Consider the following 24,313-nt stretch of genomic DNA (forward strand, 5'->3'; position numbering starts at 1 on the left):
CTTCGTGGCCGGTTTTTTTATGCCTTCCTGTGCCGGCCTCTTCGCGGGCGCGCCCGCTCCCACCGATTCTCTGCATGCCTGAAGGCAAAGGTGAACCTGTGGGAGCGGGCGTGCCCGCGAATGCCTTTGGCAGATCAATCGTTGAAATCGCGCCAGCCGCCCATTTCTTTCCAGCGGTTGACGATGCCGCAGAACAGCTCAGCGGTTTTCTCGGTGTCATAACGTGCCGAGTGCGCCTCACGCCCGTCGAAATCGATGTCAGCGCTCTGGCAGGCTCGTGCCAGCACGGTCTGGCCATACGCCAGGCCCGCCAGGGTGGCGGTGTCGAAGCTGGAGAAGGGGTGGAACGGGTTGCGCTTCAGGTCATTGCGCGCCACTGCTGCATTGAGGAAACCCAGGTCGAAGCTGCTGTTGTGGCCGACCAGAATCGCCCGCTTGCAGCCGTTGGCCTTGAGTGCCTTGCGCACGCCGCGGAAGATGTCGGTCATCGCGCTTTCCTCGCTGACCGCCATGCGCAGCGGGTGGTCCAGCTTGATGCCGGTAAACTCAAGTGCGGCCGGCTCGATGTTGGCGCCCTCGAACGGCTCCACGCGGTGGAAGTAGGTATGTTCGGGGAACAGGAAGCCTTTCTCGTCCATGCCAATGGTGACGGCGGCAATTTCCAGCAATGCATCGGTAGCGCTGTTGAAACCACCGGTTTCAACATCCACCACGACCGGCAGATAGCCGCGGAAGCGCTCGGCCATCGGGTGGCGAGGACCGCTGCTGCCTTGGGTGTCCAGGTCGTCTTCGTAAAGGTCTTCGCTCACGCGTTTTTCTCCAGCAGGCGCCAGCGCAGTTTTTCGCCAGCGCGCAGCGGGACTACGGTTTGCTCGCCAAATGGCAGGCTTTCCGGAGCGGTCCATTCTTCGCGGACCAGGGTAATGGTGTCGGTGTTCGCCGGCAGGCCATAGAAGGCCGGGCCGTGCAGGCTGGCGAAGCCTTCCAGCTTGTCCAGCGCGTTACGCTGCTCGAACGCTTCGGCGTACATCTCGATCGCCGCATAAGCGGTGTAGCAACCCGCGCAACCGCAGGCTGCTTCCTTGGCGTGACGGGCATGAGGTGCCGAGTCGGTGCCGAGGAAGAACTTCGGATTGCCGCTGGTGGCTGCGTCCAGCAAGGCCACCTGGTGGGTGTTGCGCTTGAGGATCGGCAGGCAGTAGAAGTGCGGGCGAATGCCGCCGACCAGCATGTGGTTGCGGTTGTACAGCAGGTGCTGGGCGGTGATGGTCGCACCGACGTTGGCCGGGGCCTCGGTGACGAACTGCGCGGCATCACTGGTGGTGATGTGTTCGAACACCACTTTCAGCGTCGGGAAGCGCTCGACCACACGGCGCATGTGCTCGTCGATGAAGCGCTTCTCGCGGTCGAACACGTCGATCTCGCTGCGGGTCACTTCGCCATGCACCAGCAGCGGCATGCCCACTTCCGCCAGTGCCTCTATAGCCGGGAAGATGTTGTCGATGCTGGTCACGCCGGAATCGGAGTTGGTGGTGGCGCCGGCCGGGTACAACTTGGCGGCGTACACGAAACCGCTGGCCTTGGCCGCGCGGATGTCCTCGGGGCTGGTGCGGTCGGTGAGGTACAGCACCATCAGCGGCTCGAAGCGGCTGCCGGCCGGGCGGGCAGCCAGAATGCGCTCACGGTAGGCGCCGGCCTCGGTGGCATTGCGCACGGGCGGCACGAGGTTGGGCATGATGATGGCACGGGCGAAGGTACGCGCCACGTCGCCAACGGTGTGGGGCAGGACGGCACCATCGCGCAGATGGATGTGCCAGTCGTCGGGGCGCAGGAGGGTCAGGCGATCGGACATTGGGGATTCCAGGCGGGTCGAACTCAAGCCCCAATCCTACCGGAAAACCCCGGGGCGAGCACGGCTATCAAGTTTTCCGGGCAGCGTCCGATAGCCTGCTGGTAAGCCGTCAGAATTTGTGGAGCCGCCCGTGCGCCAGCGTTATCTAGCCCTGTTGACCCTGTTCGCCAGCCTGCCGGCCGGCGCACTGACTTTCCAGACGCGCATGGAGAACATTGCCTGGAAGGTCGAGGGTGACCAGTTCGAGTGTCGTCTGAGCCAGCCGATCGAAGGTTTCGGCAGCGGTACGTTCGTGCGTCGGGCAGGCGAGCAGCCGGTGTTTCAGCTGCGGTCGGACAGCAACGCACTGGGTGCCGGCACCGCCAGCCTGCTGGCTGCGGCAGCGCCGTGGCAACCTGGGCGTGGCGATATCAACTTGGGCAATGTGCGAATGGCCCGCAGTGGCGTGCTGTTCAGCTCCTCCCAAGGGCAGGCCAGCCGGCTGATCAACGGCTTGCTCGACGGGCGTAGCACCGTTGTGCGCAACTACACCGGTGAGGCGGGCAGGCCGATGGAGGTGCGTGTGCTGCCGGTCAGCTTCGCCAAAGCCTACAATGACTATCAGGTCTGTGCTGGCAAGCTGTTGCCGATGAACTACGACCAGGTGCGCCAGACACAGGTGGGTTTCCCCGGGGGCGGTATCGAGCTGGACGCAGCAGCCAAGGCGCGGCTGGACGTGATCCTCGATTTCATGAAAGCCGACCCGACGGTGAACCATGTCGAGCTCAATGGGCATTCCGACAACAGTGGCAACCGCCTTACCAACCGCGACCTGTCGCGCCGTCGGGCATTGGCCGTTGCCGATTACTTCAAGGCTAACGGTGTGCCGGAGGAGCAGATCACTGTGCGCTTCCATGGCGAACGTTATCCGCTCGCGAAGAACAACAGTGCGTCGAATCGGGCGCGTAATCGGCGGGTGAATATCGAGCTGGATCGGGTGGCGGTGGTTGAGAAACCGGTGGAAAAGCCGGTTGAGCAAGCGGCGCCGGCTGTTGCACCTGCCTCGGGCGTCCCGGGGGCGAAGGCGCCCTGAGATCTGGTCGGTGCATGTCATGGGCTCGCATCAAGGCCGCCAGGGGTTCGTCACAACATTTTCAGCGCCTGTGAGATCGAGCGCAGAATGTTTCGAGGCGGACACCTGAGGCGCTCGATCTCACAGGCGCTGAACTCCTCAAGGCATGCACGCTGCGGCGCGACGCCCCTCCAAGGTCCTCATGCCACATCCCTTAACCTACCGCCCGTCGCCCCTACGAAAGTTCCTGTCGCTTTGTCGTCAGAAGCTGTCGCCCCACTGTAAATTTATCCGCAACGCCGGTAGAATCGATCCCTTTCCGTACAACCCCGTGGAGTGATGGCATGGCGGACGTAAAAAAGGTCGTACTGGCGTATTCCGGCGGCCTTGATACTTCGGTGATTCTCAAGTGGCTGCAGGATACCTACGACTGCGAAGTGGTGACCTTCACCGCTGACCTGGGGCAGGGCGAAGAGGTCGAACCGGCCCGTGCCAAGGCCCAGGCAATGGGCGTTAAAGAGATCTACATCGACGACCTGCGCGAAGAATTCGTGCGTGATTTCGTGTTCCCGATGTTCCGCGCCAACACCGTCTACGAAGGCGAGTACCTGCTGGGTACTTCCATCGCCCGTCCGCTGATCGCCAAGCGCCTGATCGAAATCGCCAACGAAACCGGCGCTGACGCCATTTCCCATGGCGCCACCGGCAAGGGTAACGACCAGGTGCGCTTCGAACTGGGTGCCTATGCCCTGAAGCCAGGCGTCAAGGTCATCGCTCCATGGCGCGAGTGGGACCTGCTGTCCCGCGAAAAGCTGATGGACTACGCCGAGAAGCACGGCATCCCGATCGAGCGCCACGGCAAGAAGAAGTCGCCGTACTCGATGGACGCCAACCTGCTGCACATCTCCTACGAGGGCGGTGTCCTGGAAGATACCTGGACCGAGCACGAAGAAGACATGTGGCGCTGGAGTGTCTCGCCTGAGAATGCCCCGGACCAGGCTACCTACATCGAGCTGACCTACCGCAATGGTGACATCGTTGCCATCGACGGCGTCGAGAAATCCCCGGCCACCGTCCTGGCAGACCTGAACCGTATCGGTGGTGCCAACGGCATCGGCCGTCTGGACATCGTCGAAAACCGTTACGTCGGCATGAAGTCGCGCGGTTGCTACGAAACGCCTGGCGGTACCATCATGCTCAAGGCACACCGTGCCATCGAGTCGATCACCCTGGACCGCGAAGTCGCTCACCTGAAAGATGAGCTGATGCCAAAGTATGCCAGCCTGATCTACACCGGCTACTGGTGGAGCCCGGAGCGTCTGATGCTGCAACAGATGATCGATGCTTCGCAGGTCAACGTGAATGGTGTGGTGCGCCTGAAACTGTACAAGGGCAACGTGACCGTGGTTGGCCGCAAGTCGGACGATTCGCTGTTCGATGCCAACATCGCCACCTTTGAAGAAGATGGTGGTGCCTACAACCAGGCAGATGCTGCTGGCTTCATCAAGCTCAATGCACTGCGTATGCGCATTGCCGCCAACAAGGGCCGTTCGCTGCTCTGATTGCTGGCGTGTGCGAAAACCCCGGCTCGGTCCGGGGTTTTTTTATGCCCGCGCAAAGGCGGGTCGTTCAACTTCGGTGGCTCACATCATCGCCCTCGAGTGCGCTGATCGAAAGCTGCGCACATTGACGTCTGTCCAGATTACAAAAGCGCCAGACGCGCGCTGGCTCGGGCGGTTGGGCAAGTGCGTGCAAGAGTTGTTGTTCCATCATGCGACAGGCGTCGGGGCCGGAGAACATGAAAGTGACAGGTTCGCCCTGTACCGCCTCGGGGGCATCATTGGCAATTGCGGGTGTGGCCACACTGCTCAGTGCTGGCGTGTTGTCGTGTGCTGCGTTGTTGGGAAGCGGGCTATAGAACGACTTGTAATTGAAGTTGAGTGTCAGAAAAAACAGTGCCGTCAGAAAGAATGGAAAGCCTACCAGGAACCAGGTGTAGAGCCTTTGGCTGGACTCGCCGAGAAATGGCAGTGTGGCAAGGGCGGAGGCTTCGATGATCCCCGCGAAGATGGCAATGATCGTCAGCGGGGCGACAGGTTGTGCTTGGGTCATATAGGCCGTCTCCAGCGGTTTTGTCCATCTTTACCTTACTGCTGTACTCAACTAAAGGCTGGATTGTTTCCCGGGGGAGGAATGATCGTCAGAGAACCTCGTTGTGTTGCTTTTTCGACGTGTTTGAGTCGGAAGTTTTCCTTTGCTGAAGATCAGTATTCAACTGGTACGTTTATGTCAGTGGGTGGTACTTTTTTTCGGTAATAAGTAATTTATTTGTTACAACCATAGTCATTGTGTGTAGGAAGTTTCTGTAAGTTCTGTAGGCTTTTTCTGTCCATGGCTTTCGCTGGTAAATCGCCGCGCCAGCAAGCGTCCTGTCGGTTATCGTGGCGTGCCAAAGCAACAACAATGTATGGATATCGCATGAATAAAGTGCTTATCGTGGATGATCATCCGGTCATACGCCTGGCCGTACGCATGCTGATGGAGCGGCATGGGTATGACGTTGTGGCGGAGACTGACAATGGGGTAGCTGCGTTGCAGCTGACACGGCAACACCTGCCGGATATTGTGGTGCTGGATATCGGTATCCCGAAACTGGATGGCCTGGAGGTGATCGCCCGCATGGCGACATTCAGCCCGGGTAGCAAGGTACTGGTGCTGACGTCGCAGGCCCCCGGCAACTTTTCGATGCGCTGCATGCAGGCAGGGGCGGCGGGTTACGTGTGCAAGCAGCAGGAGCTTACCGAACTGCTCAGCGCTATCAAGGCTGTGTTGTCGGGTTACAGCTACTTCCCCAACCAGGCCTTGCATGCGTCACGTGGCAGGGGGGCGGGCAGCGAGACGGATATGGTGAATCGCCTTTCTGCGCGAGAAATGACGGTGCTGCAACAACTGGCGCGAGGGCGTTCGAACAAGGAGATTGCCGACAGCATGTACCTCAGTAACAAGACGGTCAGTACCTACAAGTCGCGGCTGTTGCTAAAACTCAATGCACGGTCACTGGTTGACCTGATCGAGCTGGCGCAACGGCAAGGTCTGAACTGATCGCCAAGCCTTGAAGCCTCCAGCCAGGAGGCTTTGCCAGGGCTATCGGTCCATGACTACGGGACCCGCACTACAGGTCGTAATCGAAATCGGCCAACTGCTTCTGCAGGCGCCGTTCTTCCAGCATGTTGTCGATGGTGCGACGTTTGCTCAGGTTGGTCTTTGCGATTTCAACCTGTGGCTCCGCGTCATCGTCTGCGGCAACAAAATCATCATCGATCGACAGGTCGTCTTTATCGGTACTCATGAGTCGCTCCAAGCCAAGGGGCCATTGGCCGTCCTTATAACCAGAAAGCAGACGCTGGTAAAAAAGATTTTTTCAATCGATGTGAGTGGTTTTTGGCTATCGGCTCAATCGTCGGAGGTTTTGTGCTTGTACTCGCACAAATCCTCGATCCTGCAGCTGCCGCACCTTGGCTTGCGCGCCTGGCACACGTAGCGCCCGTGCAGGATCAGCCAGTGGTGGGCGTCGAGCAGGTAGTCCTTGGGTACAAACTTGAGCAGTTTCTTTTCCACTTCCAGCACCGTTTTGCCTGGCGCGATGCCTGTGCGGTTACTCACCCGGAAGATATGGGTATCCACGGCCATGGCCGGTTGGCGAAACGCCGTGTTTAGCACCACGTTGGCGGTTTTGCGGCCGACGCCGGGTAGCGCCTCCAGCGCTTCGCGGGTTTGCGGTACCTGGCTGTCGTGGCGCTCGATCAGTAGCCGACACGTTTCTATGACATTCTTGGCCTTGCTGTTGTAAAGCCCGATGGTCTTGATGTATTCGCTGAGGCCTTCAACGCCCAGGGCATAGATGGCCTCGGGGGTGTTGGCGACGGGGAACAGGCGGGCAGTAGCCTTGTTGACGCCGACGTCGGTGGATTGCGCGGACAGTGTCACGGCGACCAGCAGTTCAAACGGGGTCGTGTAGGCCAGTTCGGTCTTTGGGTCGGGGTTGTCTTCGTGCAGCCTGCGAAAAATCTCCAGGCGTTTGGCGGCATTCATGAAATCAGGGCTTTCCTTGACGAGGTGGGTGGGCAGGGTCTGGAAGCAGGCGATTGTACAAGGCCAACAGCAGACCCAGCAGCAGTAGCGCACCGGGTGCGAGGCTGGCCAGGTGCAGCTCGGCATGGTCAGCCAGCCATTGGCGGCTGGCGCCCAGCAGCAGGCAAATGGCAAAGACAGCGCCGAGGTGCCTTGCGAGCAGGCGCCAGCGGCGTTGGTCAGGTAGCAGGTGGTCACTGGCCAGGCATTGCAGGCACAACAATGCGGGATAGTGGCCCAGGGCAATGGCCAGTGGTAGCAGCCAGGCCCGCAGGGCCAACTGCAGGCAACTGGCCAAGGCTGCCAGCAGCAACAGGCTAGCCAGTACATAGGCCCAGCTGGCCATGTGTTTACGCAGTGGCGCCAGCAACAGTTGGTGCAGGCACCCCATAAGTACTGCGCACAGGCCGATGGCCGCGCCTTCAGCCAGCGTTCGGGTGGCACCCAGCAGTGGCGCCAGGCTCATGGCCAGCAGGCAGAACCTATTCATGGGTGGCGCCCTCCAGCAATACACTACGCTGCTCGTCGAAATAGCTCAGCGCATCCTGCAATGCGGCGATCACCGCTCGCGAGGTCACGGTTGCGCCGGCCAATTGGTCAAAGTCACCCTGGTCCCGCTTCAGCGCCCAGTGATCGCCATGATCGCGGTTGTTGAACTGACTCAGCCAGTGCAATCGCGGATCCCCCAGGCGATCGCCCAGCCCGGGGCTTTCCTGTTGTTCGACAACCTGGCTGCCGATCAGCCGGCCGTCCGTGGTGATGGCGACGCTCAGCACGATCGGCCCGGCATACCCCTGGGCCTGTGTGATCAGGATAATGGCGCTTGGCTTACCTGCCATAGTGGCACGGTAAGCCGCCAGGATACGGCTATTGGGCCTCTGTGCGGCGGGCCTTGGCAGCGGGCTTTCCAGGGGCTGGTTGTCATAGCTACCGTCGGGCAGCACGGCCAGCCGCTGGCGGCTTTGCAGCTGCTTTTCAGCGCCGGCGATGGCCGGACCGGTCCACTGCCGCCAGGCCAGGGTGGCTGACACTGCCAATACTCCAGTCAGCAGCAACAGGCCCACATCCCGAACCCCGCGCTTCATCGGGCTGCCTGCTGACGCTGCGCAGCCATGCGCTCGAGTGCCGGTGCGAAAAGGTTCATCAGCAGGACGGCGAACGCGGTGCCATCCGGATAGCTGCCCCAGGTACGAATCAGGTAGATGAGCACCCCTGTTCCCACGCCGAAGCACAGCTTGGCCCAGTCGTCTCTGGGGCCGGACACTGGCTCGGTCGCAATGAAGAAGGCTGCCAGCATGGTCGAGCCGGAAAACAGGTGCAGCAAAGGCGAGCCATTGGAGTCCGACCCCGAACCGTTCCAGCCCAACAAGCTGAATACCAATAGCCCTGCCAGCAAACCTGCCGGTGCATGCCAACTGATCACCTTGCGCTGTAACAAGAACAGGCCACCAAGCAGGAATGCCAGGTTGACCCATTCGCTGCCTGCCCCGCCAATGTTGCCAAAGCCCGGATGGCTGGCGAACAGCTCGTCGATGGTCAGGCTGCGGTTGTGGCGCAAGCCGTCGAGCAATGTCGGTCGGGCCCAGGCATCGATCTGTCCGCCCCCAGCGAACACCTGCTGCACGCTGTCGAGCAGGCCTGGGGCCTGCCCAGGCCAATGGTTCATCTGCAACGGGAAGCTGAGCAGCACGAAGGCATAGCCCACCATGGCTGGATTGAACAGATTTCGCCCGACCCCACCGTAGGCCTGCTTGCCGATACCGATCGCGACACTTGCCGCGATGACCGGCAGCCACCATGGCGCCAAGGTGGGCAGGGCGGCCGCCAGCAGTACGGCGGTCACCAGTGCGCTGCCGTCGTTTAGCGCCTGGCTCAGCGATTGGCTGCGCAGTGCCAGCAGCAATGCCTCGCACAGCAGCGCGGCACTGGCGCACAGCAACAGGTTCAGCATCATGCCCCAGCCATGCAGCCACAACAGCGCCAGCAGCCCAGGCGTGCAGGCGAGCAAGACCAGGCCCATGCTGGTGCGTAGGCGCGGATCGGGACTGCTCATTGGCCAAACATTCCGTTGAAACCGGAAAACGCCATAGCCATCACCCCGGCACCGATCAATTCGATGGGCAGGCCGCGCAGCACGTTGGGGATATCGGCGTGGGCGCTGCGCTGGCGCAGGTCGGCGAACACCATCAGCGCCAGCCAGAAGCCGCCACCCGTCAGCAAGCCTTTGAGCAGCATGGTTGGCCAGGTGGTGCCGTCGCTTGTCTGCTGCAGGGCAAGCCCAAGCGCTGCTGCATTGCTCAACAGCAGCGCTGGCAACCCCACTACAGGCCAGGCCGGGCGCCACTTGGCCAAAAGCCAGGGCAGTCCCCAGGCGAGCAAGGCCAGCCAGGGCAATAGCAGAAACAGGGCAAGATCGTGGATGTGCAACGGGGCAAGTACCGCGTGCACCAGCAGCTGCGCGCCGATTACGCCCAGGGCGATGCACAGGGCGCAGGCCAGGCCGTGCACCTGCAGTTGCAGCCCGGAGAGTGGCTGTCGGAGCAGGCACAGGTGATTGATCAGTGCGGCGCTGATCAGGACCAGGATGTAGTCATTCATGAAGATGACGATAGCCGGGAATCGGGGCGATTGTCCGGGTTTGGCATGAAGGGGCCTGCGTAATTGTGGGAGCGGGCAGACCGCTCCCACAATGGCCCGCAGGGCGGTTACTTGATGCGCTGGCCTGGCTTGGCGCCGCTGTCCGGGCTCAGCAGGTAGATTTCTTCACCGCCAGGGCCGGCAGCCATGACCATGCCTTCGGACACGCCAAAGCGCATCTTCCGGGGTTTGAGGTTGGCTACCATCATGGTCAGGCGGCCTTCCAGCTTGGACGGGTCTGGGTAGGCTGACTTGATGCCGGAGAACACGTTGCGGCGCTCGTCACCAATGTCCAGGGTCAGTTGCAGCAACTTGTCGGCACCCGCCACGGCTTCAGCCTTGACGATCAGCGCCACACGCAGGTCGACGGCAGCGAAGGTATCGAACTCGATCTCTGCCGACAGCGGGTCCTTGGCCAGCTCGCCATTGCCCGCCGGGGCCTTGGCTTCGGCAGCCAGCAGGTCTTCCTTGCTGGCAGCGACCATGGCTTCGACCTTGGCCGGCTCGATACGGCTCATCAGGGCCTTGAACGGATTAAGCGGGTGGTTTTCCAGGCGTGTCAGGTGGTCGTTCCAGGTCAGCGGGGCCACGTTGAGGAAAGCCTCGGCGTCAGCGGCCAGCACCGGCAGTACCGGTTTGAGGAAGATCACCAACTGGCGGAACAGGTTGATGCCTTGGGCGCAAATGGCCTGGACTTCATCCTGCCTGCCTTCCTGTTTGGCCAGTGACCACGGTGCCTTGTCGGCGATCCAGGCGTTGGCGCGGTCGGCCAGTGCCATGATTTCGCGCATGGCGCGGCCAAAATCACGGGCCTCATAGGCTTCGGCGATGGAAGGTGCGGCAGCCAGGAAGGCTTCGGTCAGCTCAGGCGCGGCATCACCGCCTACCATCACACCTTCGTTGCCCTTGTGGATGAAACCGGCGCAGCGGCTGGCAATGTTGACGACCTTGCCGACCAGGTCGGAGTTGACCTTCTGCACGAAGTCTTCCAGGTTCAGGTCCAGGTCGTCGACGCCACGGCCCAGCTTGGCCGCATAGTAATAACGCAGGTATTCCGGCTGCAGGTGGTCCAGGTAGGTGCGGGCCTTGATGAAGGTGCCGCGCGACTTGGACATCTTGGCGCCGTTGACCGTCAGGTAGCCGTGCACGTTGACCGCGGTCGGCTTGCGGAAGCCGGCGCCTTCGAGCATGGCTGGCCAGAACAGGGCGTGGAAGTTGACGATGTCCTTGCCGATGAAGTGGTACAGCTCGGCCTTGGAGCCTTCGTTCCAGAAGGCGTCGAAGTCCAGCTCCGGGCGGCGTGCGCAGAGGTTCTTGAAGCTGGCCATGTAGCCGATTGGTGCATCCAGCCATACGTAGAAGTATTTGCCAGGCTCGCCCGGGATCTCGAAGCCGAAGTACGGCGCGTCGCGGGAGATATCCCACTCCTGCAGGCCGGAGTCCAGCCATTCCGCCAGCTTGTTGGCTACCGCGTCCTGCAGGGTGCCGCTTCGGGTCCACTGCTGCAGCATGGCCTGGAAGTCTGGCAGCTTGAAGAAGAAATGCTGGGAATCACGCAGTACCGGGGTGGCACCGGAGATCGCCGACTTGGGGTTCTTCAGCTCGGTGGGTGCGTAGGTGGCGCCGCATTTTTCGCAGTTGTCGCCGTACTGGTCTTCGGCCGCGCACTTCGGGCAGGTGCCCTTGATGAAGCGGTCGGCGAGGAACATGCCTTTTTCCGGGTCGAAGTACTGGGTCACCGAACGGGTGGCGATGTGCCCGGCTTCACGCAGGCGCGAGTAGATCAGGCTCGACAGCTCGCGGTTCTCGTCGCTGTGGGTGGAGTGGAAATTGTCGAAGTCCACCAGGAAGTCGGCGAAATCGCTGCTGTGCTCGGCCTGGACGTTGGCGATCAGCTGTTCCGGGGTGATGCCTTCCTTTTCGGCGCGCAGCATGATGGCCGAACCGTGGGCGTCATCGGCGCAGACATAGATGCACTGGTTGCCGCGCAGCTTCTGGAAGCGCACCCACATGTCCGTCTGGATGTACTCCAGCATATGGCCGAGATGGATCGATCCATTGGCATAGGGCAGGGCGCTGGTGACGAGAATCTGGCGTGGCTCGGACATGGTGGCTCGGCTACTTATCTGGCTACGGGGTAAAAATGAGGATGATCGGCCACTATAAAGGGCTGGCGAAGATATTTCACCCCGCAAGCGCATCTGCTGACGATTGACGGGTTAGGATAGGCGGCTGTTTTACATTCAGTTTGCCAATGGGAGTCTCCATGAGTGCCGTCACCCGTGCCGCCGTTGAAGGCGTGCTTCGCCAGTACACCGACCCCTACCTGAACCAGGACCCGGTCAGCGCCGGCTGCGTGCGCGCCATCGATATCCAGGGCGGGCAGGTCAGCGTGCAGTTGCAGTTGGGTTATGCCGCAGGGCTGTTCAAGAACGGCTGGGCCCAGGTGCTGCAGACCGCCATTGGCAGCCTCGAGGGGGTCACTGGCGCCCAGGTTTCGATCGATTGCGTGGTGGCCGCGCACAAGGCCCAGGCCCAGGTGCCATCCATGGCCAACGTCAAGAACATCATCGCCGTGGCCTCGGGCAAGGGCGGTGTGGGCAAATCGACCACCGCTGCCAACCTGGCCTTGGCCCTCGCACGCGAAGGCGCACGGGTAGGTATTCTCGATGCCGATATCTACGGCCCCAGTCAGGGGGTGATGTTCGGCATCGCCGAGGGCACCCGTCCACAGATTCGCGAGCAGAAGTGGTTTGTGCCGATCAAGGCCCACGGCGTGGAAGTCATGTCCATGGCCTTCCTCACCGACGACAACACGCCGATGGTATGGCGTGGCCCAATGGTGTCTGGCGCGCTGCTGCAACTGGTCACCCAGACCGCCTGGGATGACCTGGATTACCTGGTGATCGATATGCCACCGGGTACCGGTGACATCCAGCTGACCCTGGCACAAAAGGTACCGGTGGTCGGTTCGGTGATCGTCACCACGCCGCAGGACCTGGCGCTGCTGGATGCCAAGAAGGGCGTGGAAATGTTCCGCAAGGTCAACATTCCGGTGCTGGGCGTGGTCGAGAACATGGCCGTGCATATCTGCTCGAATTGCGGCCATGCCGAACACCTGTTCGGTGAGGGTGGCGGCGAGAAGCTGGCCAGCCAGTATGGCGTCGACCTGCTGGCGTCGCTGCCGTTGTCGATGCTGATACGTGAGCAGGCCGACAGCGGCAAGCCCACGGCGATCGCCGAGCCGGAAAGCCAGATTGCCATGGTTTACCAGGAGCTTGCCCGCCAGGTAGGCGCGCGGATCGTGCTGCAGGAAGCTGCGGCGCCGGCAATGCCCAGCATTACCATCAGCGAAGACTGACCTGCCATACCGAGTTTGCCCGCACACAGCGACTGCGCCGTACTTGAAGCCTGTGCAGTCCCTGTGGGAGCGGGCGAGCCCGCGAAGAGGCCAGCGCCTATTTCGAGCAGGCATAAAAAAACCCGCCAGAAGGCGGGTTTTTTTGAAAGCTAGGAAGCTAGATCGACTTAGGCGATCTGAACTTCTTCAGCCTGCATGCCTTTCTGGCCGCGGGTAGCGACGAAAGTAACAGCCTGGCCTTCTTTCAGGGTTTTGAAGCCGTCAGCTTGGATGGCTTTGAAGTGCACGAACAGGTCGTCGCCCGACTGAGGGGTGATGAAGCCGTAGCCTTTCTCATCGTTGAACCACTTAACAACACCGGATTGACGGTTGGACATTTTTCTGTCTCCTTGGACAATTTGATAACGGTCAGGAAAAACCCTGCCCGGGACTGAGCGCAAAGAGAGCAGAAAATTCAGCGATGGGCCGATCAGGATCGTGCATCAAACTAGAGATTCTCGGTGTCACGTGCAGCACAGTGGCAACACCTTACCCCACTTTCCGCAACCTGCCAATGGTCAGAAGACGCTTTAGGCAAATTCGGATCGGCGGCGGCTGCAGCCCCCACCCGGCGCGGGATGAGGGATGGAACTTTAACCTGGGCGCCGGGACCGGTAATATGCGCGTCACGATTTTCACCTCGCAACTCTTCAGGACACCCCGCCATGAGCATCAAATCGGACAAGTGGATTCGCCGCATGGCGCAGGAACACGGCATGATCGAGCCGTTCGTCGAGCGCCAGGTGCGCGGCGAGCAGGACAACCGCGTGATCTCCTTCGGCGTCTCCAGCTATGGTTACGACGTACGCTGCGCCGACGAATTCAAGGTGTTCACCAACATCAACTCGGCCACCGTCGACCCGAAAAATTTCGATGCTGGCAGCTTCGTCGATATCAAGAGCGACGTGTGCATCATCCCGCCAAACTCTTTCGCCCTGGCGCGCACTGTCGAATATTTCCGCATTCCCCGTGACGTGCTGACCATTTGCCTGGGCAAGAGCACCTACGCCCGTTGCGGCATCATCGTCAACGTCACGCCGCTCGAGCCCGAGTGGGAAGGCCACGTGACGTTGGAGTTCTCCAACACCACCACGCTGCCGGCAAAGATCTACGCCAACGAAGGCGTGGCGCAGATGCTGTTCTTGCAGTCCGACGAAGAGTGCGAAGTGTCGTACAAGGACCGTGGCGGCAAATACCAGGGCCAACGCGGCGTCACCCTGCCGCGTACCTGAGCCGACAAGCGCGGGGAATTACCCGCGCCTTTGGCACTCCAACGAAGTAACGCCGGTGTGCATGATGTGCATCGGCTTTCGTCAGGAGCAGCCAATGAAACTCCATCCCGCAATCAGTGCCAAGCTGGCAGGCCTGCAGCCCAATCACGTTGGGTTGTTGCCCTGGTCACTGCTGGCGCACCCGCTGCCCATGCAGGCGGGGGGCGTGCCCCATCAGCCTGACCCCGATACCCCGCAACCGCCGGAACCCGGTGAGACGCCTCCCATGGAGCCGGGTGAGCCGACCTTGCCGGACGAGCCGCCTCCCGCCCCTGTGGCCTGAGCGTCGCTAAAGCGGCCAGACGCGGTCAGCGCCAGCCAGGTACAGCCGGCTGGCGCTGGCGGGGGTGATTTCCCACCCCCCGGTGAACTCACCGAATGCAGGTAGCAGGCTGACTTGCTCATCGATCACGAAGCAAGGCAGGCGCAAGCGCTGACGGGCCTTGCCGCGCAGGACGAAGACGGGGTGTACGTGGCCCGCCAGTACCGGGTGTGTGTGGTGGGGCTGTGGCTCGTGCTGCAGGGCAAAGGGCTCCAGAACCCAAGGCTCGTCCACGACCTGAATATCGAGCGAGGCGGGTGGATCGCCGGCGTTGCGATCATGATTGCCGCGTATGAGCACCACTTTCAGATTTTTGTGCCGCTTTCGCCAATCCTCCACCTTGGCCAGCGTTGCCGGGGCGCGGGCCGTGCGGGCATGCAGAAAGTCGCCCAGGATGATCAGTTGTTCGCAGTCATGCTCGGCCAGCAGGCGATCGAGCCTGGCGAGTGTCGCCTCAGTCGTTCCGCGTGGCACCGGTTGATGCAGGGCGCGGTAGCTGGCGGCCTTTCCGATGTGCACGTCGGCCACCAGCAAGGCGCGGCGGGCGGGCCAGTAGATGGCTTTGTCGGCAAGCAGCCAGAGCGCCTGCCCCCGGTGTTCGATGGGTTGGTAATTCATCCCGCGTTCGCCGCTTGTTCCAGTTCCGCCACCATCCGCGCAATGCGGTCTGCCAGCTTCTCGGTGCTCAATGTCTCGCGCATGCCTTCCACCAACAAGGCGAACGCCAGTGGCCCTGGCCGCTTCAACGCCTGCAGGTCCAGTTGCAACTCACTCATTTTCAGCAGTTGCCGATGCAGCCGTTCGATTTCCAGCTCTTCGCTCAATACTTCATCCCGCGCCTGGCCAAGCAGCAAATTCCCCGCGTCATGCTTGCGAAACACCTCATAGAATAGCCCGCTGGAGGCCTGGATTTGCCGCGTGCTCTTCTGCGCGGCGGGATAGCCGCCAAACACCAGCCCGGCAATCTGGGCAATTTCACGAAAGCGCCGCAGTGCCATCTCCCCGGCATTCAGGCTGGCCAGCACATCTTCCAGCAGGTCCGCGGTGCCGAGTGCTTGCGGCAGGTGACTGGCCCAGTCCACCTGGGCAGGGCTGAGGAGTTCGAATCCGTAATCGTTGACGGCAATCGACACCGACAGCGGCTGTGCGCGGCTGACCCGCCAGGCAATCAGATTGGCCAAGCCCAGGTTGGCCATGCGCCCGGCAAAGGGATACAGGAACAGGTGCCAGCCCTGGCGGGATTTGAAGGTCTCGGCCAGCAGTGTGCTTGTGGTGGGCAAGGCTGACCACTGCGCTTGAAGCGCAAGCAGCGGGCGTACTGCGCGCATTTCCGGCCCCTCAAAGCGTTCATGGGCGGCAGCATCGAGCTGCTCGACCAGCGCATCGGCCAGTTCGCTCGAGAGCGGCATGCGCCCGCCGTTCCAGCGCGCTACCGCAGCCTTGCGCGCCGTGCTGCGACGCACATAGGCCGTCATGTTTTCCACGCGTACCAGCTCTAGTACCCGCCCGGCAAACACCAGCGTATCGCCGGGGCGCAGGCGGGCGATGAACGCTTCTTCAACACTGCCCAGCGTTTTCCCGCCGCCGCCCTTGCTCCAGTATTTCAGTTGCAGGTTGGCATCGCTGACGATGGTGCCGATGCCCATGCGGTGGCGCCGCGCCAGGCGTTCGCTGGTAACCCGGTAAACTCCGTCGGCCTGGCGCTCGACACGCTGGTAGTCCGGGTAGGCGGTCAATGAGCTGCCGCCGTGGCAGACGAAGTCCAGCGCCCATTGCCATTGGCTGTCGCGCAACTGGCGAAAAGCCCAGGTGCTGCGCACTTCGGCGAGCAGTTGCTCCGGGCGAAAACCGCTGCCCAAGGCCATGCTGACCAGATGCTGTACCAGCACGTCCATGCACAGGCGCGGTGAAAAGCGGGCTTCGATGTGGCCGGCTAACAGCGCCTGCCGGGCCGCCGCCGCTTCCACCAGTTCCAGGCTATGGGTGGGCACCAGGGTGACCCTGGAGCGCCGCCCAGGCGCGTGTCCTGAGCGACCCGCCCGCTGCATCAGGCGGGCGATGCCCTTGGCCGAGCCGATTTGCAGCACCCGTTCCACGGGCAGAAAGTCCACGCCCAGGTCCAGGCTGGACGTGCAGATCACCGCCTTGAGGCTGCCTTGCTTGAGGCTGCGCTCGACCCAGTCGCGGGTATCGCGGGCCAGCGAGGCGTGGTGCAGGGCGATCAGCCCGGCCCAGTCCGGGCGGGCATCAAGCAGGGCCTGATACCAGATTTCTGCCTGGGCGCGGGTGTTGGTGAACACCAGGCTACTGGCACTGGCATCGATCTCGTGACAGACCTGGTCGAGCATCTTCAGGCCCATGTGTCCAGCCCAAGGGAAGCGCTCGATCGCTTTTGGCAGCAGGGTGTCGACTTGCAGTGCCTTGTCTTGCCGGCCTTGCACCAGCAGGCCGCCCTGGGGCAGCAAGACATCCCGTGCGTGTTGCAGGTTGCCGAGGGTTGCCGACAAGCCCCAGGTCGGTAGGCCCGGGTGCCAATGCCGCAGGCGCGCCAAGGCCAGCTGCAGTTGTACCCCGCGCTTGTTGCCAAGCAGCTCGTGCCATTCATCCACCACCACCAGTTGCAGCGTGGCGAAATCCTCACGTGCCTTTGCCCGGGTCAGCAGCAGGGTCAGGCTTTCGGGGGTGGTGATCAGCACACTGGGTAGCCGCCGGGCCTGTCGGGCGCGCTCGGCACTGTTGGTGTCGCCGCTGCGCACCCCTACGCTCCAAGGCAGCTGGAGCTCATCAAGCGGCGCTTGCAACGCACGTGCAGTGTCGGCGGCCAGGGCACGCATGGGCGTCACCCACAGCACCTGTATGGGGGCCAAGTGGCGGCCCTGGGGCCTGGGCTTGAACGCACGCAGCGCCGCGAGCCAGACCGCGTAGGTCTTGCCGGCACCGGTACTGGCATGCAGCAAACCGGATTCGCCCCGTTCGACGGCAGCCCATACGCGCCGCTGGAAGGCGAAGGGCTTCCAGCCGCGCTTGGCAAACCAGGCATTGGCGAGGTCGGTAGCAGCAGGCATGAGGGCAGGCGGTCCTTCGAAGGCTGTGCTTCTACAGACCACTTGCCGGCTGCAATGGTTTTACCGGATCAATTGGCCAACAGGTAGCCGCTGCGGCATACCTGTTCGCCGGCCACATGGGCGATGACCATGCCAGCGGTGGCCATGCGCCGGACGCTACGCGCATACAGCAGCCCCGGCTGGCTGTTGCGCAGGGGGGTGACTCGGTCACTGAGTGGGTCGATGACTTCGGCGATCAGTTGGCCGGCCTCCAGGTGCTGGCCCGGTTTGGCGTGGTAAACCAGCAACCCGCCCAGTGGCGTTGCCACAGGTTCCACCGCAGCCAACGGGGTGGCGTGGCGTAACAGCGCGGGCAGGGGGGCGCTGGTGCCTTCGATGACACCTGCGTGGGTCAGGAAGTCGAGGATCGCCTGGCAGTCCTTGCTGGCCAGATCATGGCTGACATCCGCCTGGCCACGCAGCTCCACGGTGACCGAGCAGCAGCCCAGCGGGATCGGGAAGCGTTTGCCGAAACGTTGCTGCAATTGCCACCAGACCAGGCTGAAACATTCATCGAACGACTGCCCGCCCGAGTCGGTTGCCAGCAGGCTGGCCTGGACGCCCAGGTAACGGGCCAAGGGTTCGATCTGGGGCCAGGCATCGGGTGTGGTGTACAGGTGCTCGACTGCTTCGAAGTCGCAGTGCAGGTCCAGCACCATATCGGCATCGCAGGCCAGGCGCTGCAGTATCAGGCGCTGGGCTTGCAGGGGTGTGCGGACCGGGTGTGCGTCCAGGCCGCGGCGCAGGTATTCGCGGATCAGTGCAAGGTTGTGCGTCGGGTCCTGGGTAAGGTGTTCTTCGATCTGGTCGCCGATGCTGTCCGACAGGTCGACGAAGTTGCGATTGAAGTTCTCGCCGCTTTGCAGTTCAAAACGCCCCAATGGTGCATCCAGCAGCACTTGCTCCAAACCCACCGGGTTGGCCACCGGCACCAGTATGATCTCGCGCTGCAGTCGGCCTTGCTGTTCCAGCTCGGCCAGGCGGCGCTTGAGGTGCCAGGCTACCAGCATGCCCGGCAGCTCGTCGGCGTGCAGTGAGGCCTGGATATAGACTTTGCCTCCACTGCGGGGGCCGAAGTGGAAGCTGTGCAATTGGCGGGTGATCCCCGGTACGGGGGAGAGCAGGTCGTGGGTTGAATGGTGCATGTTGGTCCTGGCTGCGTGGCGAAAACGGTCTGCGACACGGGTCGGCTCAAAAATAGAAGCATAGTTTCAGCGAATGCGCCTCATCCTGCAGCAGTCGGGCATCGCAAACTTTTTCAGGCCAGTAGTGCCTGCAAGGTGGCCAGGTCATCTGCTTCTTCCACCGGCTTGTCCAGCCGCCAGCGCAGCATGCGCGGAAAGCGCACGGCAATACCGCTTTTGTGGCGCCGGGACAGGGCGATGCCTTCGAAGCCCAGCTCGAACACCAACGTTGGAGTGACACTGCGCACCGGGCCGAACGTTTCCACCGTGGTCTTGCGGATGATGGCGTCGACCTTGCGCATTTCTTCGTCGCTGAGCCCTGAATAGGCCTTGGCAAAGGGCACCAACGCCCGACCAGGGGTACCTGCCGGTGCATCCCATACGGCAAAGGTGTAGTCGCTGTACAGACTGGCCCTGCGGCCGTGGCCGCGTTGGGCATAGATCAGCACCGCATCGACGCTGAAAGGGTCGATCTTCCACTTCCACCAGATGCCCATGTCCTTGGTGCGCCCCACACCGTACAGGGCCTCGCGTTGCTTCAGCATCAGCCCTTCCACGCCCAGGCTGCGTGACTGTTCGCGCTGGCGGGCAAGGTCGGCCCAGTCCGGGCCTTGCAGCAGAGGCGACAACAGCACGGGGGCAAGTGGATGTTCATCCACCAGGTGTTCCAGCTGGCTTCGGCGTTCGTGCTGCGGTCGGCTGCGCCAGTCCTCGCCCTGCCACTCCAGCAGGTCGTAGGCCTGCAGCACCACCGGCGCATCGTTCAGCAGTTTTTTGCCCAGCGTTTTGCGACCGATGCGCTGTTGCAGCAAGGCGAAAGGCTGCACGGCCAGTTCCGTTTCGGTTTCACCGGGTTTCCAGACCAGGATCTCGCCATCGAGCACCACTCCATCGGGCAACGTCTGTGCCAGGCCATGCAGTTCGGGGAAGCGCTCGGTAACCAGTTCTTCGCCGCGTGACCAAACCCACAGCTGGCCATCGCGCTTCACCACTTGCGCCCGAATGCCATCCCACTTCCATTCGATTTGCCAATCGCTTGGTGGTCCGAGCAGGGTATCGAACTGATCGCTGGACACTTGCAGCGGATGAGCCAGGAAGAATGGGTAGGGCTGGCCGCCACGCTGGTTGTGTTCATCGGCGGACTCTGGGGCGATCAGCCTCTGGTAACTGGCTGCAGTCGGGCGATGGCCTATATCGGTGTAGCCGACCAGGCGCTGGGCCACGCGTTTGGCGTCCAGCCCGGCCAGTTGCGCCAGGGCGCGGGTGACCAACAGCTTTGACACGCCCACGCGAAAGCTGCCAGTGATCAGCTTCAGGCATAGCATCAGGCTGGCACGGTCCAACCGGGCCCAGAGCGGCGGCAGGCGCTGGCGGACTTGCTCAGGCGTCAGCCCGCGCAGGGGTAGCAAGTGCTGTTCCACCCAGGTGGCCAGGCCTTCCTCGTTGCCATCGGCGTGCAGCGGCAGCAGCAGCGAAATGGTCTCGGCCAGGTCGCCCACGGCCTGATAGCTTTCTTCGAAAAGCCAGTCCGGCAGGCCAGCCAGCGTCGTCGCCAGTTCGCGTAGAAGGCGGGTGGGCACCAGCTGGCGTGGGCGCCCGCCGGCCAGGAAATACACCGCCCAGGCAGCATCTTCGGCGGGCGCCATGTCGAAGTAGTCGCGCAGTGCCTCGAGCTTGGCATTGCTGGAGGTGGTCGCGTCCAGGCGCAGGAACAGCGTAGCGAAGGCTTTCATGGCGAGGGGGCGGTGTTGGGCACATCGTCTTCGTCGCCATACTCGGTGACGAAGGCGCGGGCATCCAGGCCTTGTTCGGTGAGGTAGCGCACCAGTACCTCGACCGAGCCGTGAGTGACCATCACCCGTTGGGCACCGGTCTGGCCAATGGCCCAGAGCAGGCCAGGCCAGTCGGCGTGGTCGGACAGCACAAAGCCCCGGTCCACGCCGCGCCGCCGGCGGGCGCCGCGTAGCAGCATCCAGCCGCTGGCGAAGGCATCACTGTAATCGCCAAAACGGCGCATCCAGCTACTGCCACCGGCTGACGGGGGCGCCAGGACCAGTGCCTGGCGCAGCAGTGGATCGTTGCGCGGAATATCGCCTGCGTAGCGGGTTTCCGGCAGACGGATGCCGGCATCCCGGTACACCCGGTTGAGCGGCTCCATGGCGCCATGCACGAGGATCGGGCCGATGCTGGCATCCAGCCCATGCAGAATCCGCTGGGCCTTTCCGAAGGCATAGCAGAACAGCACGCTGGCCTTGCCCTGTTCACTGTTGGCCCGCCACCAGGCATTGATGCTGGCGAAGATCTCGCTTTGGCTTGGCCAGCGGTAGATCGGCAGGCCGAAGGTAGACTCGGTGATGAAGGTGTGGCACGCCACCGGTTCGAAGGGCGTACAGGTGCCATCGGGTTCTACCTTGTAGTCACCGGATGCAACCCAGACTTCACCTCGATACTCCAGGCGCACCTGTGCCGAACCCAGCACGTGCCCGGCCGGGTGCAGGCTCAACGTCACGCCGTGGTGCAGCAGGCGCTCACTGTAGGGCAGGGTCTGCAGATTGATGTCCTGGCCCAGGCGGCTGCGCAGAATGCCGGCACCGGGGCTGGCGGTCAGATAATGGCCATTGCCGGTGCGTGCGTGGTCGCCGTGGCCATGGGTAATGACAGCCCGCTCCACGGGCCGCCAGGGGTCGATGTAGAAATCTCCGGGCGGGCAGTACAGGCCTTCGGGGCGGGCGATGACGAGGTCCATGGCACGGGCACTGGTTCTGGGGTTACCCGTTAAGAGGCATGGTGCTGGACGTTAGTTCGGATGGATTTGGGAGGGAGCTGCTGAAAAACTTCATCAAGCCCCCTCATGCGCCCCTGAAGAATGCCGTTACCGCCCCGGCACCAATGTAAGCCGCTGGTTGCCATACGCCCTGCCGAAGTTCTGCTGTTGCAGTGGCAGGCTCATGAAGCGCCCTTTGAACCAGGCATCCAACCCATCGCGGTAATGCGCGCTGGCCGGGTTGCCGGACTGGCCGCTGCTGGTCAGTATCTGCAACGGTTCGGCCTGGCCGAAGTCGACGATCATCCGTGCCGAGGCTGGCAGATGCGTGTCGAAGTCGCTGCCCCAGGCGAATGGTGTGAGGGCCAGGGTAGTGAAGTCGCCGCCTGCGGCAAGCGGCGAACGGCTGATCGCATCACCCAGGCCATGGTAGGCCGGTGCCGGCCAGCGGTACTGGTGCAGCTTGCCCCACTGCCAGGTGCGTCGGTCGGCCCCCAGCTGTGCGATACCGGCCTCCATTGCGCCCGCCAGGCTGCGGGCGAGGATGGCGGGCTTGTCTTCTTTTTGTGGCGTGTTGCGGTCATCCCAGAAGGGGCTGTCATCGCGGCCCAGCAGATGATCGGCCTGCGCCGAGAATGACAAACGTGCATTGCCGACGAATGCCTGCCAGGCCGGGCCAGACTCCGGGCCCAGGTCATCGAGGAAAGTCTGTCGAGCGACCTCCTGCAGGAACAACTCGTAAAGCGCGGCATCGGCCGACACCGGGCTCAGGCGGCCATCGAAGGCCTTGAGCCGGGCCAGCGTGTCGCGGGCCTTGTCGCGCTGCCCGGCGGGGAGGGCGTCGATTGCCTGCTTCAGTGGCTGGGCCATGCCGGGTGCGTCGAACATCTGCTTGAGCTTGTTGGCCAGCAAGGTCACCTGGTCGTTCTGCAGGGCCATCAGGCTGCGACTGTCGTGGCGACCGTTGCCGGCCAGCTGTGCCAGTCGTTCGGCACGCTCGGGGTAGTACCAGGTGCTGGACAGCTGCATGCCATAGCCGCGCGGCAGGCTGCGCTGGTTGGCATGGCCGATCCAGCCCGCGGGTGGGTCCTGGTCGTACGGGTGCAGCATCGGGTCGGCATAGCCGTCCCAGTCGTAACGCCCGTCCCAGCCCGGCGAGGGCAGCAGGCCCTGGCCTTCGCGGCGATTGGGGTAGCGGCCACTGACTTGCCAGCCGATGTGCTCAGGCTCGGCAAAAACGAAGTTGACGGCAGCAGCCGTCACTTCACGTGTGCTGTCGAAGGCCCGCTCCACGTTCTTGGCCCGCGTCAGGTCGAACAGGGCATCCAGGCTGCGATCACCTTTGAACTGGGGCAGGTTCAGCGCAAGGCCCAGGCTGGCGTTTTCTGGCTGGGCCAGCAGGGTGCCGTGGCGGGTGTCGTACATCACTTCGCGCACGGGGCGTTGGCCACGTACAAAGTAGGTTTCGCTGCGGGCGCGGGCCGGCAGCCATTTACCATCGGCCAGGTAGCTCAGCTGACTGCCTTGGCGGCGCAGCTGCTCGAGGAACAGGTCCTGATTGTCGGCCATGACCGCGCTGCTGCTCCAGGCCAGCTTGCCATTGTAGCCGGCCAGCACAATTGGCAGCCCCGGCAAGGACAGGCCGGCAACCTGGTACTTGCTGGTATTGATTTGTACCGGGCTCAAGGCCCAGGCGGCGCGGCTGTCGCTGGCCAGCAGGCTCTTGCCGCTGCGGCTGCGCTGCGGACCCAGGGCCAGGTTGGCCGACCCCGGGCTACCGAGCAGGTCGAGGTCGGCCAGCTTCTGGCTGGCAGCCGCCAGGGCTGGCAGCCCCGGCAACTGGCTGGCCAGGTTCAGGCCCTTGAGCTTGTCCACTTCCATTTCGGCCAACGGCTCGTCCGGGGCCCCGGGCAGCAACCAGGCCAGCTTGTCGCTACCGGCTTTCTGCGCCAGGGTCAGGGCGCTGAGTTCCTCTTGCAGGTTGACCGACTGACTGAACGCGTACAGGCAGAAGATCAGCGCCGAGTCTTCAGGCTTCCAGTATTCGGGGCGATAGCCACTACTGGCCAGGCCTGCTGGCAGCTTGTCGCGGTAGCGGAACAGGTAGGCGTTGACCCCGCGCGCGTACACTTCGAAGAAGCGCTTGAGCCGTGGCGATGCGTCGGCGTATTGCTGGGCGGCACTCTGCTTGAGGTTGGCGGCGCGCATGAGGCGGTCGATATCCAGCGCCTCGCTGCCGGCCAGTTCGGCCAGGCGGCCCTGGGCGAGCAGGCGCATGGCGACCATCTGTTCGATGCGGTCGCCGGCGTGCACATAGCCCAGGCTGAACAGCGCATCATGGAAGCTGCTGCTTTCGATCAGCGGCGCGCCCATGGCATTGCGCCGTACCGAAACATTCTGTGCCAGGCCTTTGAGCGGCTGCACGCCGCTGGTCGGTGGCACGCTGTCCTGATAGCCGCCCGTCTGGCAGCCGGCCAGCCCGAGCATGCCGAGCAGGGTGGCAGCGGTTGCGAACCGCAGGCGGAAGGGAGGAAAGGCGGGGGCGGCCATGGCAAGGGCTCCTGCAAGGCGAGGCTGGTTTGGAAAGGCGCTAAGGT

Annotated in this window: 23 protein-coding genes; 6 read left to right on the plus strand and 17 right to left on the minus strand. The window is 62.8% G+C overall.

Annotated elements, in window-relative coordinates:
- Window positions 1–134 precede the first annotated feature (134 nt).
- The gene (rnt, locus tag ACF8O8_RS12985; protein ID WP_010952252.1) at window positions 135–746 is read right to left on the minus strand and encodes a ribonuclease T; all 612 of its coding nucleotides are present in this window, start codon (window positions 744–746) and stop codon (window positions 135–137) included.
- A 59-nt stretch (window positions 747–805) separates the two neighbouring features.
- Window positions 806–1,852 carry a dihydroorotase gene (pyrC, locus tag ACF8O8_RS12990; RefSeq protein WP_392509800.1) on the minus strand — a complete coding sequence of 349 codons (1,047 nt, stop codon included), beginning with the start codon at window positions 1,850–1,852 and terminating at the stop codon, window positions 806–808.
- Window positions 1,853–1,982: 130 nt separating this feature from the next.
- On the opposite strand from pyrC, the gene ACF8O8_RS12995 reads away from it, so the two are divergent.
- A complete protein-coding gene (locus ACF8O8_RS12995) occupies window positions 1,983–2,924 on the plus strand; it encodes an OmpA family protein (protein WP_392509801.1) in 942 nt (313 codons plus the stop codon).
- Between the two features lie 323 nt (window positions 2,925–3,247).
- Window positions 3,248–4,465, plus strand: a complete 1,218-nt coding sequence (locus tag ACF8O8_RS13000; RefSeq protein WP_392509802.1) for an argininosuccinate synthase — start codon at window positions 3,248–3,250, stop codon at window positions 4,463–4,465.
- A gap of 67 nt (window positions 4,466–4,532) precedes the next feature.
- Here ACF8O8_RS13000 and ACF8O8_RS13005 read toward each other — a convergent pair whose 3' ends face one another.
- Complete coding sequence (locus ACF8O8_RS13005; RefSeq protein WP_010952255.1) at window positions 4,533–5,015, minus strand: hypothetical protein; 483 nt, start codon at window positions 5,013–5,015, stop codon at window positions 4,533–4,535.
- A 366-nt stretch (window positions 5,016–5,381) separates the two neighbouring features.
- On the opposite strand from ACF8O8_RS13005, the gene ACF8O8_RS13010 reads away from it, so the two are divergent.
- Window positions 5,382–6,005: a response regulator transcription factor gene (locus tag ACF8O8_RS13010; RefSeq protein WP_003254939.1), complete on the plus strand. Its 624-nt coding sequence runs from the start codon at window positions 5,382–5,384 to the stop codon at window positions 6,003–6,005.
- Between the two features lie 70 nt (window positions 6,006–6,075).
- On the opposite strand, the gene ACF8O8_RS13015 is transcribed toward ACF8O8_RS13010, so the two are convergent.
- The 7 genes from ACF8O8_RS13015 to metG all read right to left on the minus strand — a co-directional run bounded on the left by ACF8O8_RS13015 (window position 6,076) and on the right by metG (window position 11,779).
- Window positions 6,076–6,252 carry a PA3496 family putative envelope integrity protein gene (locus ACF8O8_RS13015; RefSeq protein WP_010952256.1) on the minus strand — a complete coding sequence of 59 codons (177 nt, stop codon included), beginning with the start codon at window positions 6,250–6,252 and terminating at the stop codon, window positions 6,076–6,078.
- A gap of 104 nt (window positions 6,253–6,356) precedes the next feature.
- Entirely contained in the window at window positions 6,357–6,995 is a 639-nt protein-coding gene (nth, locus tag ACF8O8_RS13020) for an endonuclease III (protein WP_020193232.1), read from the minus strand.
- 4 nt (window positions 6,996–6,999) lie between these two features.
- Window positions 7,000–7,524 (minus strand): hypothetical protein, encoded by a 525-nt coding sequence (locus tag ACF8O8_RS13025; RefSeq protein ID WP_049588516.1) that lies wholly within the window; start codon window positions 7,522–7,524, stop codon window positions 7,000–7,002.
- Window positions 7,517–8,119: an RnfABCDGE type electron transport complex subunit G gene (locus tag ACF8O8_RS13030; protein WP_392509803.1), complete on the minus strand. Its 603-nt coding sequence runs from the start codon at window positions 8,117–8,119 to the stop codon at window positions 7,517–7,519. Before ACF8O8_RS13030 ends, ACF8O8_RS13025 begins: the two co-directional genes overlap by 8 nt.
- Window positions 8,116–9,087, minus strand: coding sequence for an RnfABCDGE type electron transport complex subunit D (locus ACF8O8_RS13035; RefSeq protein WP_392509804.1), 972 nt, complete (start codon window positions 9,085–9,087; stop codon window positions 8,116–8,118). Before ACF8O8_RS13035 ends, ACF8O8_RS13030 begins: the two co-directional genes overlap by 4 nt.
- Window positions 9,084–9,632, minus strand: a complete 549-nt coding sequence (locus ACF8O8_RS13040; RefSeq protein WP_010952261.1) for an Rnf-Nqr domain containing protein — start codon at window positions 9,630–9,632, stop codon at window positions 9,084–9,086. Before ACF8O8_RS13040 ends, ACF8O8_RS13035 begins: the two co-directional genes overlap by 4 nt.
- Before the next feature lie 107 nt (window positions 9,633–9,739).
- Window positions 9,740–11,779, minus strand: coding sequence for a methionine--tRNA ligase (gene metG, locus ACF8O8_RS13045; protein WP_392509805.1), 2,040 nt, complete (start codon window positions 11,777–11,779; stop codon window positions 9,740–9,742).
- A gap of 158 nt (window positions 11,780–11,937) precedes the next feature.
- Here metG and apbC point away from each other — a divergent pair, with 158 nt between their 5' ends.
- The gene (gene apbC, locus ACF8O8_RS13050) at window positions 11,938–13,032 is read left to right on the plus strand and encodes an iron-sulfur cluster carrier protein ApbC (RefSeq protein ID WP_230064918.1); all 1,095 of its coding nucleotides are present in this window, start codon (window positions 11,938–11,940) and stop codon (window positions 13,030–13,032) included.
- 167 nt (window positions 13,033–13,199) lie between these two features.
- Here the strand turns inward: apbC and ACF8O8_RS13055 are convergent, their stop codons facing one another.
- Window positions 13,200–13,409, minus strand: a complete 210-nt coding sequence (locus ACF8O8_RS13055) for a cold-shock protein (RefSeq protein WP_003254922.1) — start codon at window positions 13,407–13,409, stop codon at window positions 13,200–13,202.
- A 327-nt stretch (window positions 13,410–13,736) separates the two neighbouring features.
- Between ACF8O8_RS13055 and dcd the strand changes: the two genes are divergently transcribed.
- Both dcd and ACF8O8_RS13065 read left to right on the plus strand, forming a co-directional pair.
- Window positions 13,737–14,303, plus strand: coding sequence for a dCTP deaminase (gene dcd / locus ACF8O8_RS13060; RefSeq protein WP_003254920.1), 567 nt, complete (start codon window positions 13,737–13,739; stop codon window positions 14,301–14,303).
- 94 nt (window positions 14,304–14,397) lie between these two features.
- The gene (locus ACF8O8_RS13065) at window positions 14,398–14,625 is read left to right on the plus strand and encodes a hypothetical protein (protein WP_003254918.1); all 228 of its coding nucleotides are present in this window, start codon (window positions 14,398–14,400) and stop codon (window positions 14,623–14,625) included.
- Window positions 14,626–14,631: 6 nt separating this feature from the next.
- On the opposite strand, the gene pdeM is transcribed toward ACF8O8_RS13065, so the two are convergent.
- From pdeM to ACF8O8_RS13095, 6 genes are all read right to left on the minus strand, one after another.
- Complete coding sequence (gene pdeM, locus ACF8O8_RS13070) at window positions 14,632–15,282, minus strand: ligase-associated DNA damage response endonuclease PdeM (protein WP_392509806.1); 651 nt, start codon at window positions 15,280–15,282, stop codon at window positions 14,632–14,634.
- Window positions 15,279–17,729: a ligase-associated DNA damage response DEXH box helicase gene (locus ACF8O8_RS13075; protein ID WP_392509807.1), complete on the minus strand. Its 2,451-nt coding sequence runs from the start codon at window positions 17,727–17,729 to the stop codon at window positions 15,279–15,281. The genes pdeM and ACF8O8_RS13075 overlap by 4 nt, the downstream gene beginning before the upstream one ends.
- 68 nt (window positions 17,730–17,797) lie before the next feature.
- Complete coding sequence (locus tag ACF8O8_RS13080; RefSeq protein WP_010952267.1) at window positions 17,798–18,913, minus strand: succinylglutamate desuccinylase/aspartoacylase family protein; 1,116 nt, start codon at window positions 18,911–18,913, stop codon at window positions 17,798–17,800.
- Between the two features lie 113 nt (window positions 18,914–19,026).
- Window positions 19,027–20,685, minus strand: a complete 1,659-nt coding sequence (locus ACF8O8_RS13085; protein ID WP_010952268.1) for an ATP-dependent DNA ligase — start codon at window positions 20,683–20,685, stop codon at window positions 19,027–19,029.
- Complete coding sequence (locus ACF8O8_RS13090) at window positions 20,682–21,698, minus strand: ligase-associated DNA damage response exonuclease (RefSeq protein WP_392509808.1); 1,017 nt, start codon at window positions 21,696–21,698, stop codon at window positions 20,682–20,684. Before ACF8O8_RS13090 ends, ACF8O8_RS13085 begins: the two co-directional genes overlap by 4 nt.
- 126 nt (window positions 21,699–21,824) lie before the next feature.
- Entirely contained in the window at window positions 21,825–24,266 is a 2,442-nt protein-coding gene (locus ACF8O8_RS13095) for a penicillin acylase family protein (RefSeq protein ID WP_010952271.1), read from the minus strand.
- Window positions 24,267–24,313: the final 47 nt, after the last annotated feature.

The sequence above is a fragment of the Pseudomonas sp. TYF_14 genome (assembly GCF_043105275.1).
GTDB lineage: Bacteria > Pseudomonadota > Gammaproteobacteria > Pseudomonadales > Pseudomonadaceae > Aquipseudomonas > Aquipseudomonas alloputida.

What these genes read in the sequence shown, in the direction of transcription:
- rnt (WP_010952252.1), bottom strand. Translation starts at nt 746, where the DNA reads ATGGCCGAGCGCTTCCGCGGCTATCTGCCGGTCGTGGTGGATGTTGAA.
- pyrC (WP_392509800.1), bottom strand. Translation starts at nt 1,852, where the DNA reads ATGTCCGATCGCCTGACCCTCCTGCGCCCCGACGACTGGCACATCCAT.
- ACF8O8_RS13000 (WP_392509802.1), top strand. Translation starts at nt 3,248, where the DNA reads ATGGCGGACGTAAAAAAGGTCGTACTGGCGTATTCCGGCGGCCTTGAT.
- ACF8O8_RS13005 (WP_010952255.1), bottom strand. Translation starts at nt 5,015, where the DNA reads ATGACCCAAGCACAACCTGTCGCCCCGCTGACGATCATTGCCATCTTC.
- ACF8O8_RS13010 (WP_003254939.1), top strand. Translation starts at nt 5,382, where the DNA reads ATGAATAAAGTGCTTATCGTGGATGATCATCCGGTCATACGCCTGGCC.
- ACF8O8_RS13015 (WP_010952256.1), bottom strand. Translation starts at nt 6,252, where the DNA reads ATGAGTACCGATAAAGACGACCTGTCGATCGATGATGATTTTGTTGCC.
- nth (WP_020193232.1), bottom strand. Translation starts at nt 6,995, where the DNA reads ATGAATGCCGCCAAACGCCTGGAGATTTTTCGCAGGCTGCACGAAGAC.
- ACF8O8_RS13025 (WP_049588516.1), bottom strand. Translation starts at nt 7,524, where the DNA reads ATGAATAGGTTCTGCCTGCTGGCCATGAGCCTGGCGCCACTGCTGGGT.
- ACF8O8_RS13030 (WP_392509803.1), bottom strand. Translation starts at nt 8,119, where the DNA reads ATGAAGCGCGGGGTTCGGGATGTGGGCCTGTTGCTGCTGACTGGAGTA.
- ACF8O8_RS13035 (WP_392509804.1), bottom strand. Translation starts at nt 9,087, where the DNA reads ATGAGCAGTCCCGATCCGCGCCTACGCACCAGCATGGGCCTGGTCTTG.
- ACF8O8_RS13040 (WP_010952261.1), bottom strand. Translation starts at nt 9,632, where the DNA reads ATGAATGACTACATCCTGGTCCTGATCAGCGCCGCACTGATCAATCAC.
- metG (WP_392509805.1), bottom strand. Translation starts at nt 11,779, where the DNA reads ATGTCCGAGCCACGCCAGATTCTCGTCACCAGCGCCCTGCCCTATGCC.
- apbC (WP_230064918.1), top strand. Translation starts at nt 11,938, where the DNA reads ATGAGTGCCGTCACCCGTGCCGCCGTTGAAGGCGTGCTTCGCCAGTAC.
- ACF8O8_RS13055 (WP_003254922.1), bottom strand. Translation starts at nt 13,409, where the DNA reads ATGTCCAACCGTCAATCCGGTGTTGTTAAGTGGTTCAACGATGAGAAA.
- dcd (WP_003254920.1), top strand. Translation starts at nt 13,737, where the DNA reads ATGAGCATCAAATCGGACAAGTGGATTCGCCGCATGGCGCAGGAACAC.
- ACF8O8_RS13065 (WP_003254918.1), top strand. Translation starts at nt 14,398, where the DNA reads ATGAAACTCCATCCCGCAATCAGTGCCAAGCTGGCAGGCCTGCAGCCC.
- pdeM (WP_392509806.1), bottom strand. Translation starts at nt 15,282, where the DNA reads ATGAATTACCAACCCATCGAACACCGGGGGCAGGCGCTCTGGCTGCTT.
- ACF8O8_RS13075 (WP_392509807.1), bottom strand. Translation starts at nt 17,729, where the DNA reads ATGCCTGCTGCTACCGACCTCGCCAATGCCTGGTTTGCCAAGCGCGGC.
- ACF8O8_RS13080 (WP_010952267.1), bottom strand. Translation starts at nt 18,913, where the DNA reads ATGCACCATTCAACCCACGACCTGCTCTCCCCCGTACCGGGGATCACC.
- ACF8O8_RS13085 (WP_010952268.1), bottom strand. Translation starts at nt 20,685, where the DNA reads ATGAAAGCCTTCGCTACGCTGTTCCTGCGCCTGGACGCGACCACCTCC.
- ACF8O8_RS13090 (WP_392509808.1), bottom strand. Translation starts at nt 21,698, where the DNA reads ATGGACCTCGTCATCGCCCGCCCCGAAGGCCTGTACTGCCCGCCCGGA.
- ACF8O8_RS13095 (WP_010952271.1), bottom strand. Translation starts at nt 24,266, where the DNA reads ATGGCCGCCCCCGCCTTTCCTCCCTTCCGCCTGCGGTTCGCAACCGCT.